Annotated in this window: 6 protein-coding genes; 5 read left to right on the top strand and 1 reads right to left on the bottom strand. The window is 64.3% G+C overall.

What is annotated here, in order from left to right:
* Positions 1-23 precede the first annotated feature (23 nt).
* A complete protein-coding gene (gene malQ / locus BRA471DRAFT_RS28960; RefSeq protein ID WP_007613808.1) occupies positions 24-1985 on the bottom strand; it encodes a 4-alpha-glucanotransferase in 1962 nt (653 codons plus the stop codon).
* A 204-nt stretch (positions 1986-2189) separates the two neighbouring features.
* On the opposite strand from malQ, the gene BRA471DRAFT_RS28965 reads away from it, so the two are divergent.
* The 5 genes from BRA471DRAFT_RS28965 to treZ are packed head-to-tail and all read left to right on the top strand — an operon-like array spanning position 2190 to position 13405.
* The gene (locus tag BRA471DRAFT_RS28965) at positions 2190-4136 is read left to right on the top strand and encodes a maltotransferase domain-containing protein (RefSeq protein ID WP_007613809.1); all 1947 of its coding nucleotides are present in this window, start codon (positions 2190-2192) and stop codon (positions 4134-4136) included.
* 11 nt (positions 4137-4147) lie between these two features.
* Positions 4148-7441 (top strand): maltose alpha-D-glucosyltransferase, encoded by a 3294-nt coding sequence (treS, locus tag BRA471DRAFT_RS28970; protein WP_007613813.1) that lies wholly within the window; start codon positions 4148-4150, stop codon positions 7439-7441.
* A complete protein-coding gene (gene glgB, locus BRA471DRAFT_RS28975) occupies positions 7434-9572 on the top strand; it encodes a 1,4-alpha-glucan branching protein GlgB (protein ID WP_007613814.1) in 2139 nt (712 codons plus the stop codon). The genes treS and glgB overlap by 8 nt, the downstream gene beginning before the upstream one ends.
* Positions 9573-9575: 3 nt before the next feature.
* Complete coding sequence (glgX, locus tag BRA471DRAFT_RS28980) at positions 9576-11654, top strand: glycogen debranching protein GlgX (RefSeq protein ID WP_007613816.1); 2079 nt, start codon at positions 9576-9578, stop codon at positions 11652-11654.
* Positions 11651-13405, top strand: coding sequence for a malto-oligosyltrehalose trehalohydrolase (gene treZ / locus BRA471DRAFT_RS28985; protein ID WP_007613817.1), 1755 nt, complete (start codon positions 11651-11653; stop codon positions 13403-13405). Before glgX ends, treZ begins: the two co-directional genes overlap by 4 nt.
* The last annotated feature ends 1 nt before the right edge of the window (position 13406 follow it).

Raw genomic sequence — 13406 nt, forward strand, 5'->3', positions numbered from 1 at the left:
ACGACGTCCAGTGACCCCGCCGATCAACGCCCGCCGGGCAACGAGCGTTCCCGCGTCGCGGCCTTCAAAGCCGCGAGATCGACCTTCGAGGCGATCTTGTCGAGCGTCACAGGCAGGCGCTGGCGCCAGTTCGGATGCTCGTCGATCGTGCCGGGAATGTTGGGCTGGTCGATCACGCCGAGCAGATCCTCCAGCGACACCGCAAGCAGCCGCGAGGGCGTGCGCGACAGGAAGGCGAGCACCGAATAGACATCATTGGCACGGATGCCGTTGGCACGCAGGATCTCGTCGAGCAGGCCGAGCGCATCCCAGCGGGCCTGATCGTTCTCGCCGGGATCGAGCCCGAGCGAGCGCTTCATCTTGAGATCGCTGAAGGAGCGCCAGCCGGCATAGGTCGACAAATCATGCGTGTTCAGCGTCACCAGCGCGTTGGGCCGGTAGTGATCGACGGGCCGGAAGTGACCGGCATCGTCGCGCTCGAACATCATGACGAGGTAGGACCAGATGCCGAAATCCTGCATGGTCTCGCGAAAGCCCTCGGGCACCGTGCCGAGGTCTTCGCCGATCACGATGCACTTATGGGCCGCGCTCTCGCGCGCCACGGTCGCCAGCAGCGCCTCGAACGGCATCTGCACATAGGCGCCGTTGTCGGGCTTGAAGCCGCGCGGCACCAGATACAGCCGCTTCAAGCCCAGCACGTGATCGAGACGGATGGCCCCGGAATGGCGCATCGAAGCCGCGAGCATGTCGGCGAACGGCACGAAGGACTGCGCCTCCAGGCCGCCGGCATTAAAGCCGGCAAGACCCCAATCCTGGCCGATGGTGTTGAGCACGTCCGGCGGCGCGCCAACGGCGAGATGGCGGGAGATCGCCCCCTGCTCGTTCCAGGCATCGAAGCCGTTCGACTGCACGCCGACGGCAACGTCGAGATAGAGTCCGACCCGCATGCCGAGCTGACTGGCCAGCTCCTTGGCCGCATGCAACTGGCTATCGGCCGTCCATTGCACGAATTCGACGAACTCGACCTCGTGCTTGTCCGGGCCATTGCGCAGCTCGGCGCATTTCGTCTCATCCGGCTTTTGCCATTCCATCGGCCATTCCCACCACGGCGCCGCGAAACGATGGCGTAGCACCTCGAAGCAGGCAAAACGGGACAACAGTGGCGCGCGAGCCGCGCGGAAGGCGTCGAACAGGTTGCGGCGGACGCCGCTCGCGCTTTTCACGAAGCTGTCGAAGGCAGCACGCAAGGCCAACCATTTCAAGGCCGCCATGTCGGGATAGGGCACACGATCGCCGTCGCGGAGCCGCGCGGCGGTCGCAGCCGCGTCGGAGACGAGGTCTGCGGAAAATTCCGGGATCGCCTCGACGTCGATATAGAGCGGATTGAGAAACAGCCGGCTGTTCGGCGAATAGGGGCTGCAATCGGCCGGATGGTCGTCGAACAACACATGCAGGGGATTGAGCCCGACGCCGTCGGCCCCCAGCTGCTTGGCGAGCCGGACGAGACCGGCGAGGTCGGTGAAATCGCCGATGCCCCAATTGCGGTCCGACCGGACGCTGTAGAGCTGCACGGCAAGCAGCCAGCCCCGATCGAAATCGCCGCCGAAGGCCCGCTCCGGCGCCACGATCATCGGCACCTCTTCGGTCACGCCTTCGGCATCGGTCAGCGTCAGGCGGTGATAGCCGAGCGGCAGGTCGGCCGGCCAGGCAATCACGGGCTCGCGCGTCTCGCCTTGCGCGATCAAATTGCCGTTGCCAGTCATTTTCCATTTGAGCGGCGGCGCACCGATTGTCGCCAATTCGGTGCGCGGATGTCCCAAGGCGCGCACCACCACGGGCCCGCTGACGAAGCGGTAAACCCGCTTCTCCGGCAGGGCGTCGAGGATGGATTTGAGGGCCACGGGATCGGTGACCCGCAGCTTTCCGAGGGCATCGACGAATTCAGATTGAACGCCCTTGATCCGGGCTTGAGCTAAAAGATCCATTCGGCACGCAGCTTGCAAGCCATTTTCTGGCCGGGGGAATTGATTTTAACGAGGTCGCTGAGGAGGTTAGTCAGGGTTAACTCGCAAGCCGCGCCTGCCGTTCCCCACGGAACCAATGACACACAAGCGGCTTTCTATAGTGGTATCAAGCGTAGGTTCCCGGCAAGGGAAACGGGCTCCTGCTTTCTTGTCAATGGCATCACCGTGAACAAGACAATTCAAACTGTCGAGAGTGCCGCAGCGGGCAGCACTTTCCTCATCGAAGACGTCTATCCCCTGATCGACGGCGGGCGCTTCCCCGTGAAGCGGATCGCGCGCGAACCGGTCGAGGTCTGGGCCGACATCTACCGCGACGGCGACGCCGTGATCGGCGCAGCGCTGATCTGGCGACAGGAGCAGGACCGCGAATGGCAGAGCGAGCCGATGATCCCGCACGGCAATGACCGCTGGTCAGGCGCGTTCACACCGGTCGAGCCCGGCAAATATGTCTATGCGATCGAAGCCTGGACCGACGAATTCGCTACCTGGTCGCACGCAGTCGCGCGCAAGCAGCGCTCCGGTGCCGACGTCACGCTCGATGCGATCGAAGGCGCCGGCCTCCTAACCAAGGCGCATGGCGCGCAGCAGGACGCCGCCGCCGTCATCGTCAGGCAATGCGAGGACTATCTTCAGACCGGCGACGTTGCCCCGCTGCTGGCGACCGAGCTCGGCGCAGCCATGGCCGAGAGCCAGTCGCGGCCTGATCTCACGCGCTCGGCGCTATTCCCGCTGCACGTCGACCGCGACAAGGCGCGCTTCGGCGCGTGGTATCAGATGATGCCGCGCAGCCAGAGCGTGGTGCCAGGACAGCACGGCACGCTCCGCGACTGCATCGCGCGCGTGCCCGACATCGCCGCAATGGGCTTCGACGTGCTCTACTTCACGCCGATTCACCCCATTGGCCGCACCCGGCGCAAGGGCCGCAATAATGCGCCGGTAGCGGGCGACGGCGATCCCGGCTCGCCCTATGCGATCGGCGCCATCGAGGGCGGGCACGATGCGCTGCATCCCGAACTCGGCACGATCGAGGATTTTCGCGCGCTGGTCGCGACCTGCCTGGAATACGGCCTCGAACTCGCGCTCGACTTCGCCGTGCAATGCTCGCCGGACCACCCGTGGCTGACGCAGCATCCGGAATGGTTCAAATGGCGCCCGGATCGCTCGGTGCGGACGGCTGACGGGCCCTATTCCGATATCGTCATCCCCGATTTCACGTCCGTCGACCGGGCTGGACTGTGGAACGCGTTTCGCGACGCCATGCTGTTCTGGATCGACCACGGCGTCACCATCTTCGCCATCGACAATCACGACACAGCGCCGATCGCCTTCTGGGAGTGGCTGATGCGTGACATCCGCCGCCGGCATCCCGAGGTGATCCTGTTCTCCAAGACGTTCGCGCGCCCGAAGCTGATGAAGGGCCTCGCCAAGCTCGGCTTTGCACAATCGTTCAGCTATTTCCCCTGGCGCACGGCGAAGTGGGAGCTGGAGCAATATCTCGGCGAGCTGACGCGCTATCCCGAACGTGATTTCTATCGGCCGAACCTGTTCGTGAATACGCCCGATCTCTTGCCCTATCATCTCCAGGGCGGCGAGACATGGGCGTCCAAATCGCGCGTTGCGCTGGCCGCGACGCTGTCCAGCAACTATGGCGTCTACAGCGGGTTCGAGCTGCTGGAGCACGACGCAATTCCCGGCCGCGAGGAGTATCTCGACTCCGAGAAATACCAGATCAAGCAGCGCGACTGGAACAAGCCCGGCCATATCAAGACCTACATCGCGGATCTCAATCGCATCCGCAACGAGAATTCTGCGCTTCAGCAGACGGCGAACCTGCGCTTCCTCGGCATCGAAGACGGCGAGACGATCGCCTTCGTCAAGGAAGCGACCGATCCGGCCAACATCATCGTGATCGTGATTGCACTGTCGCGCGACGTGCGCGAATTCTGGTTGCCGCTCGGCGACGTCACGGTTGACGCCGGTGGGCAGCGACACCATGTGTCGGCACTCGAAAACCTCCTCACCGGCGAACAGGCCCGCATCGAATGGGGCGGGATCAGGTTGCGTATCGATCCCGAGCGCGATCCGGCGCTGCTGTTCCGCTGCCTGGCGTAAAGGCGCACGCCATGAACGTATTGTCTTCCGTCGACACCAAGAAAGCCGAGGCTGCCGAGATCGTGGATGAACTCTGGTACAAGGACGCCATCATCTATCAGCTTCACGTCAAGGCGTTTGCGGATAGCAATCATGACGGCATCGGCGATTTCGCAGGGCTGACCGAGAAGCTGCCTTATCTCCAGGAGCTCGGCGTCACCGCGCTGTGGCTGCTGCCGTTCTATCCTTCGCCCGGCCGCGACGACGGCTACGACATCGCCGACTACGGTGCGGTCAATCCCGATTTCGGGACGATGAAGGATTTCAAGCGCTTCATCCAGGAAGCGCAGAAGCGCGGGCTGCGCGTCATCACCGAGCTTGTCGTCAATCACACCTCGGACCAGCACAATTGGTTCAAGCGCGCGCGCCGCAGCCCTCCGGGCTCGAGCGCCCGCAACTGGTATGTCTGGAGTGACACCGACCAGAAATACCAGGGCACCCGCATCATCTTCACCGACACCGAGAAGTCTAACTGGACCTGGGATCACGAGGCCGGCGCGTTTTACTGGCACCGCTTCTTCTCCCACCAGCCAGATCTCAATTTCGACAATCCGCGCGTCGTCAGCGCCCTGATCCAGGTGATGAAGCGCTGGCTGGACGCCGGTGTCGACGGCTTCCGTCTGGACGCCATTCCCTATCTCTGCGAGCGCGAAGGCACCTCGAACGAGAACCTGCCGGAGACGCATGCCATCATCAAGCGGCTCCGCCATGAGATGGATTCCTACTCCAAGGGCAAGCTGCTGCTGGCGGAAGCCAACCAATGGCCGGAGGACGTGCAGGAATATTTCGGCCGCGGCGACGAGTGCCACATGGCCTATCACTTCCCGCTGATGCCGCGCATCTACATGGCGATCGCCCAGGAGGACCGCTTTCCCATCACCGACATCCTGCGCCAGACGCCGGACATTCCCGCAAGCTGCCAATGGGCACTGTTCCTGCGCAATCATGACGAGCTGACGCTGGAGATGGTGACCGACGTCGAGCGCGACTATCTGTGGACCACCTACGCCAACGATCCGCGCGCCCGCATCAATGTCGGCATCCGCCGGCGCCTCGCGCCACTGATGGACAACGACCGGCGCAAGATCGAGCTGATGAACTCGCTGCTGCTGTCCTTCCCCGGCACGCCGATCATCTATTACGGCGACGAGATCGGGATGGGCGACAACATCTATCTCGGCGACCGCAACGGCGTGCGTACGCCGATGCAGTGGAGCCCGGACCGAAACGGCGGCTTCTCGCGCTGCGACCCGGCCCGCCTCTATGCGCCGCTGATCATGGATCCCGTCTACGGCTACGAATCGGTGAACGTGGAGGCGCAGTCGCGCAGCCTGTCCTCGCTGCTCAGCGCAACCAAGCGCCTGATCTCGGTGCGCAAATCCACGATTGCCTTCGGCCGCGGCACCATGACCTTCATCCGCCCGGCCAACCGCGCCGTGCTCGCGTATGTCCGGCAGTACCGCGACGAGGTGATCCTCTGCGTCGCCAATCTGTCGCGCGCGGCCCAGGCGACCGAGCTCGATCTGTCGCCCTGGAAGGACCGCATCCCGCAGGAGATGCTCGGCCGCACGCGTTTTCCGGCGATCGGCGAACTGCCCTACATGGTCACGCTGGGGCCCTATGGCTTCTACTGGTTCCAGCTCACCGAGCGCGACAAGTCCGAGCCGGTGATGCCGCGCGCTGTCCCGGAATTCGAGACGCTGGTGGTGCCGGTGAACTCGACCTGGGTGTCGCTGGCGCGCGAGCGTGGCGTGTTCGAGCATGAGGTGCTGCCGGGATTCCTGTCGCGCACGCGCTGGTATCCGGAGCACAATCCCAAGCACATCAAGCCGACGCTGACCTCGGCGGTGCCGTTCTGCGACATCGGCGACAACAGGCCCTGGATCGCGTTCTTCGAGGCGGCGCAGGGCGACGTCACCACGCGCTACGTGCTGCCGATGCAGATCGAATGGGTGCGCTTCGACCGCGAACGCTTCAATCCCAGGGCGCTCGCCGCCGTGCGCCAGGGTGCCCGCGAAGGCACGCTGCTGGACGTCGCAACCGAGCAGATCTTCATTGGCCTGTTCCTGCGCAATCTGTCGCAGAACCTGGTGGTGGAAGAAAACAATCTGCGGCTGGAGTTCAAGGCGACCAGCCGGTTTGCCGAGTACACCATCAAGGAGCCCGAACGCATCCGCGCGATCGAGCAGTCGAACAGCACGGCGCTGGTCGACAACCAGTATGTCGCCAAGATCTATCGCCAGCTCGAAGCCGGCATCAATCCGGAGATCGAGATCGGCTCGTACCTCACCGAAATCGCCCGCTTTGCCAACACGCCGGCACTGCTCGGCAGCGTCGAGCTGGTCGAAGACGACCGTCGCAGCGCAGTCGGCGTGCTGCACGCCTATGTCGAGAACCAGGGCGACGGCTGGGGCGTCACCGCGGGCTATCTCGACCGCTATATCGACGAGCAGCGGGTGCTGCCCCCGGGCGAGATGCCCCGCGAGACCCAGGAGCAAGCGCCCTATCTGCACTTCATTACGCAGATCGGCCGGCGGCTTGCCGAGCTGCATGTGGCTCTGGCCGCCGCAAAGCCAAACGATCTCGTGCCGGAGCCGATTGGCTCCGCACAAATCAAGCGCTGGTCATCCGAGCTCAAGGCACGGGCCGAGCGGGTCTTCGAGCGGCTGGCCAGCAGCAGCGACGGCCTGCGAGAGGCAGATCGGCCGCTGATCAATCAGCTCGCCGCGCAGCGGGCGTCCCTGTCCGGCCGGCTCAACGCGCTATTATCTTCCGAGATCGGCGGGTTGAACATCCGTCATCATGGCGACTTCCGCCTCGGGCAAACTCTGATCGTGAAGGACGATATCTTCATCATCGACTTCGACGGAGATCCGCGTTCGCCGCTGGCCGACAAGCGGCGCAAGCTGCCTGCGGCGCGCGACGTTGCCGGCCTGATCCGCTCGATTGATCTTTCGGTTAACGCGGCGCTCCACCGCGCGCTCACGGGTGCTTCCGACGAACAGGGCCGGCTTACGGCTGCGCTCGACGAATGGCGCGAGCGCACCACCGCGACGTTCCTCACCGCCTACCGCGAAGCCATGACCGATCGGCGGCTGTGGCCGGAAGATCCGCAATCCGCGGCAGGCCTGTTAAGGTTTTTCCTGCTTGATCAAGCGTTCGAGGAAGTAGAGTACGAGCTGTCCCACCGGCCTGAGGGGCTCCATGCGCCGCTGTCCGGACTGCTTCGCATTCTGTCCAGTATCGAGAGCGAAGCCCATGCCTAAACTCCCTGCCGAGGCCTATGCGATCATCGAGGGTCGCCACTCCGATCCCTTCCACTATCTCGGGCTGCACCCCGAGGGCGACAAGAGCGTGGTGCGCGCGTTTCTTCCCGACGCCTCCAATGTCGAAGCGGTGGGCGAGCACGGCGAGGTGGCGAAGCTCGATCGCGTCCATGATGCCGGCCTGTTCATCGGCGCTCTCCCGAACGGCGCGAAGCACTACCAGCTCCGCGCCAAGTTCGGCGACAACGTCATCGAATTCGAGGACACCTATCGCCTTCCGCCGATCCTGACCGATTTCGACCTCTATCTGCTCGGCGAAGGCACCCACCAGCGCCTTTACGACAAGCTCGGCGCGCATCCGATGCGGCTCGAAGGCATCGATGGCATCGGCTTCGTGGTGCTGGCGCCCAACGCCCGGCGTGTCTCCGTGGTCGGCGACTTCAACTTCTGGGACGGACGGCGCCATCCGATGCGGGTGCGGGGCGCGGGCTATTGGGAATTGTTCATCCCGCACGCCAAGGCCGGCGACCACTACAAGTTCGAAATTATTGGACCGCATGGCCATCTGCTTCCGCTGAAGTCCGATCCGATGGCGTTTGCGAGCGAGGTGCGGCCGAAGACCGCTTCCATCGTGTTCGACGAAGCGCATCTGCCACGGCCGCGACCGGCGCCCGATGGCATCAACGCGTTGTCCGCGCCGATGTCGATCTACGAGGTCCATCTCGGCTCGTGGCGGCGCAAGAACGGCAATGAATGGCTGACCTATCGCGAACTGGCCGAGCAGCTGCCGGCCTACGCCCGCGACATGGGCTTCACCCATCTCGAATTCCTCCCCGTCAGCGAGCATCCTTTCGACGGCTCATGGGGCTATCAGCCGACCGGCCTGTACGCGCCAACCAGCCGCTTCGGGACGCCGGAGGATTTTGCCGCGCTGGTCGATGCCTGCCACCGCGAGGGCGTCGGCGTGCTGCTCGACTGGGTGCCCGGCCACTTCCCGGACGATCCGCACGGGCTCGGTAGTTTCGACGGTACAGCGCTATACGAGCACGCCAATCCGCTCCAGGGCCGCCACCTCGATTGGGGCACGCTGATCTACAATTACGGCCGCACCGAAGTGACGAACTTCCTGGTCTCGAACGCGCTGTTCTGGCTCGAGCGCTACGCGATCGACGGACTGCGCGTCGATGCCGTCGCGTCCATGCTCTACCTCGACTACAGCCGTCCGCCCGGCGCGTGGATTCCGAACCAGCATGGCGGCCGGGAGAACATCGAGGCGATCGCGTTCCTGCGCCGCTTCAACACCGAGCTGTTCGCGCGTTTCCCGCAGGCGACCACGGCCGCCGAAGAGTCCACCGCCTGGCCGCAGGTCTCGCGCCCGGTCGAGTTCGGCGGGCTCGGCTTCGGCTACAAGTGGAACATGGGCTGGATGCACGACACGCTGAACTACATCAGCAAGGACCCGATCCACCGCAAGCATCATCACGGCGACATCCTGTTCGGCCTGCACTACGCCTTCTCGGAGAACTTCGTCCTGCCGCTGTCGCATGACGAGGTCGTGCACGGCAAGCGCTCGATCCTGGGGCGCATGCCCGGCGACGAATGGCAGCGCTTTGCGAATTTGCGCGCCTATTACAGCTTCATGTTCGGCCATCCCGGCAAGAAGCTGCTGTTCATGGGCGCCGAGATCGCGCAAAGCCGCGAGTGGAATCACGACCAGTCGCTCGACTGGCACCTGCTCGAGTACAAGCCCCATTCAGGCATCCAGGCGCTGATCCGCGATCTCAACCGGCTCTATCGCGCGGTACCCGCCCTGCACCAGATGGACTGCGAGCAGGCCGGCTTCGAATGGCTGATCACCGACGACGCCAACCGCAACGTGTTCGCCTGGCTGCGCAAGGGATTTGACGAGCACGCCCGGTGCATGGTGATCGTCAACTTCTCACCCAACGTCTATCGCAACTACCGCGTCCGCGCGTCCCTCGGTGGCAAGTGGAAGGAAGTGTTCAACTCGGACTCCGCCCATTACGGCGGCAGCAATGTCGGCAACATCGGCGAAGTCCACGCCGTCAATGGTGAACTCCGCCTCACCATTCCGCCGCTCGCCGCGATCTTCCTCGTTCCGGAAAGCTGAACGATGCGCCTGACTGCTGGATCGCCCGCACGCCTCGGCGCAAGCTGGGACGGACGCGGCACCAATTTCGCGCTGTTCTCAGCCAACGCGCAGAAGGTCGAGCTGTGCCTGTTCGACATGCAGGGCCGCCGCGAACTCGAGCGCGTCGAGCTTCCGGAGCGCACCGAGGATGTCTGGCACGGGTATCTCAACGACGTCTCGCCCGGCCAGCTCTACGGCTACCGCGTGCATGGCCCCTACGAGCCGGAGCACGGCCACCGCTTCAACGCCAACAAGCTGCTGCTCGATCCCTATGCCAAGCGGCTTTCCGGGCGGCTGGTCTGGAGTGACGCGCATTTCGCCTACCGCACCGGAAGCCCGCGCGAGGATTTGTCGTTCGATCGGCGCGACAATGCGCGCGGCATGCCCAAGGCCGTCGTCGTCGACGAGACTTTCAACTGGGGCCGCCGCGAGATCCGGCCCAACATTCCCTGGGAAGACACCATCATCTACGAGGCCCACGTCAAGGGACTGACACAGAAGCGCGATGACGTGCCGCCTAATTTGCGCGGCACCTATGGCGGCCTGTCCTCGCCGGCGATGATCGAGCACCTGAAGAAACTCGGCGTCACGACGGTGGAGCTTCTGCCGGTGCACAGTTTCGTCGATGACCGCATCCTGGTGGAGAAGAAGCTCGCCAATTACTGGGGCTACAACACCTTGTCCTTCTTCGCGCCCGAGCAGCGCTATTCCCAGGACAACGCCCTCGATTCCTTTCGCACCACGGTCGCACGCCTGCACGATGCCGGCATTGAGGTGATGCTCGACGTCGTCTACAACCACACCGCCGAGGGCAATCACCTCGGCCCGACGCTGTGCTACCGCGGCATCGACAACGCCTCCTATTACTGGCTGAACCGCGAGAACCCGCGCTATTACGACGACTTCACCGGCTGCGGCTCGTCGGTGAACCTCACCCACCCGCGCGTGCTGCAGATGGTGATGGATTCACTGCGCTATTGGGTCGAGGTCTGCCACGTCGACGGCTTCCGTTTCGACCTCGCCACCACGCTGGCGCGCGGGCCGAACGGTTATGATCGCGGCAGCTCGTTCCTGACCGCGATCCGCCAGGACCCGGTGCTGGCGAGCGTCAAGCTCGTCGCCGAACCCTGGGACCTCGGCCTCGGCGGCTATCAGGTCGGCGCATTTCCCTCGCAATGGTCGGAGTGGAACGACCGTTACCGCAGTGCCATGCGCCGCTACTGGAGCGGCGAAGGCAGCCTGATCGGCGACATCTCCAGCCGCATGACGGCGTCCTCCGACCTGTTCAACCACGACGGACGGCGGCCGCGCGCCAGCGTCAACCACATCACCGTGCATGATGGTTTCACCCTCGCCGATCTCTTCAGCTACAACGAGAAGCACAACGAGGCCAATGGCGAGGACAATCGCGACGGCTCCAACGACAACCACAGCAACAATTGCGGTGTCGAGGGCCCGACCGACGATCCGCAAATCGTCAGCTTGCGCCGGCAGCTTCGCAAGAACGTGCTGGCCTGCCTCATGCTGGCGCAGGGCATTCCGCTGATCCTCGCCGGCGACGAGGTCGGGAATTCGCAATCAGGCAACAACAACGCCTATTGCCAGGACAATGAGGTTGGCTGGGTCGGCTGGGACAATCTCGGCAAGGACGGCGACGACATGGTCGATTTCGTCGCCGAACTCGCCGAGATCCGCCGCCGGTTCTCGCAGCTTCGCAGCCATCGCTGGCTCGACGGCCGCCCCAAGGACGGCATCTCCTACGGCGCGCTGTGGCTGACGCCGGCCGGCGACGAAATGACGGAAAGCGACTGGAAATTCCCGGAAGGGCGGTTCCTGTCCTATGTGATGGGGCCGATGGAACCGGGCAGCGCCGCGATCTTTATCGTACTCAACGCAGCCCCCGAAGAGATCGCATTCAAATTGCCAAAATTGACCGAATACAAGAGCTGGCAGCAAATCCTCAACACGACGGACGCCAAGCTGAACACGGTCGACTTCCAACCCGGAAGCGACAGCAAGGCGCCGCCGCGCTCCGTGCTCGCTTTCGCGGGGGCGCTATGAGGCCATCCTTCGGGGCGAGGCCGACAAAGGACGGCGTGTCGTTCCGGCTGTGGGCGCCTGCCGCGCGCCGTGTCGATCTCCTGCTCGACAGACGACACGCGATGCAGCGCCGGCAGGATGGCTGGTATGTCGCCGAGATTGCCAATCTGCCCGTCGGCAGCACCTACAAATTCAGGATCGACGACGAGATGGACGTGCCCGATCCGGCGTCTGCATTCCAACCCGACGACGTATTCGGCCCGAGCGAGGTGATCGATCATGACGCCTTCGCCTGGCGCGCATCCGATTGGCGCGGCCGCCCCTGGGAAGAGACGGTGCTGATCGAGACGCATGTCGGCACCTTCACCGCGGAAGGCACCTATCGTGCCATGATCGACAAGCTCGATCATCTCGTCGCGACCGGCATCACCGCGGTCGAGCTGATGCCGCTGGCCGACTTCGCCGGTCGTCGCGGCTGGGGTTATGACGGCGTGCTGTGGTACGCGCCCGACAGCGCCTATGGCCGTCCCGATGATTTGAAGACGCTGATCGACGAAGCACATCTGCGCGGGCTGATGGTGTTCCTCGACGTCGTCTACAATCATTTCGGCCCCGAGGGAAATTACCTCGGCCGCTACGCGCCGGCCTTTTTCACCGACGCGCACACGCCATGGGGCAGTGCGATCGATTATCGCGTGCCGCAGGTTCGCGCTTTTGCCGTCGAGAACGCGCTGTCGTGGCTCAGCGACTATTGCTTCGACGGCCTGAGGCTCGATGCCGCCAATCACATCATGGCAATCCCCGGCGAGCAATCGATGCTGCAAGACCTCAGCGTCGCCGCGGGCGAGCTTACCAAGGCGACGGGGCGGCATATCCATCTCGTGCTGGAGAACGGCGACAACCGCGCGAGCCTGCTTGACGCCGCGCAGGAGCCCCCGAACGGAAAATATCGCGGCCAGTGGAACGACGACTACCACCACGTCTGGCACGTGATGCTGACGGGCGAGCTCGCCGGCTATTACGCGGACTATCAAACGCCCCGGCTCGATCTCGCACGCGCGCTCGCCTCCGGCTTCGTCTATCAGGGCGAGATCTCGGAATTCTGGGGCAAGAAGCCGCGCGGCGAGAAAAGCGATGAGCTGCCGCCGGCAACCTTCGTCAACTTCCTGCAAAACCACGACCAGATCGGCAACCGGCCGCTCGGCGACCGGCTCGAAAGCCTGGCATCGCCCCAGCAGGTCGAAGCCGCGCTCGCGGTGACCCTGCTCGCGCCGATGGTGCCGATGCTGTTCCAGGGCGAGGAGTGGGGCTCCACCGCGCCCTTCCCGTTCTTCTGCGACTTCCAGGGCGGACTGGCTGATGCCGTCCGCAAGGGGCGCAGGCAGGAATACGCCTGGGCCTATGAGACGTACGGCGACGAGGTGCCCGACCCGCTCGATCCGGCAACGCCGCAATCGGCCGTGCTCGACTGGACCGGCCACACGCCGGAGCAGGACGCGCGTCTCGCGCTGGTGCGGGAGCTGCTCGCACTCCGCCACAAGGAGATCGCGCCACGACTGAAAGGTGCGCGCTTCGGTGATTCCGCCGTGGCCGATAGCGGCCTGCTCACCGCACATTGGCACATGGGAGATGGCGCGACGTTGCGCCTCGTGGCCAATCTCTCCGACAAGGACATTGCGTATTCCGACGGCGGTGGGGGGACCCTGGTCTGGGGCGGCGCGACCGGCGACCGGCTTGCGCCCTGGTCGGTGGTCTGGCGCCTCGGAGGTTGAC

Source organism: Bradyrhizobium sp. WSM471 (assembly GCF_000244915.1).
Lineage (GTDB): Bacteria > Pseudomonadota > Alphaproteobacteria > Rhizobiales > Xanthobacteraceae > Bradyrhizobium.

What these genes read in the sequence shown, in the direction of transcription:
- malQ (WP_007613808.1), bottom strand. Translation starts at nt 1,985, where the DNA reads ATGGATCTTTTAGCTCAAGCCCGGATCAAGGGCGTTCAATCTGAATTC.
- treS (WP_007613813.1), top strand. Translation starts at nt 4,148, where the DNA reads ATGAACGTATTGTCTTCCGTCGACACCAAGAAAGCCGAGGCTGCCGAG.
- glgB (WP_007613814.1), top strand. Translation starts at nt 7,434, where the DNA reads ATGCCTAAACTCCCTGCCGAGGCCTATGCGATCATCGAGGGTCGCCAC.
- glgX (WP_007613816.1), top strand. Translation starts at nt 9,576, where the DNA reads ATGCGCCTGACTGCTGGATCGCCCGCACGCCTCGGCGCAAGCTGGGAC.
- treZ (WP_007613817.1), top strand. Translation starts at nt 11,651, where the DNA reads ATGAGGCCATCCTTCGGGGCGAGGCCGACAAAGGACGGCGTGTCGTTC.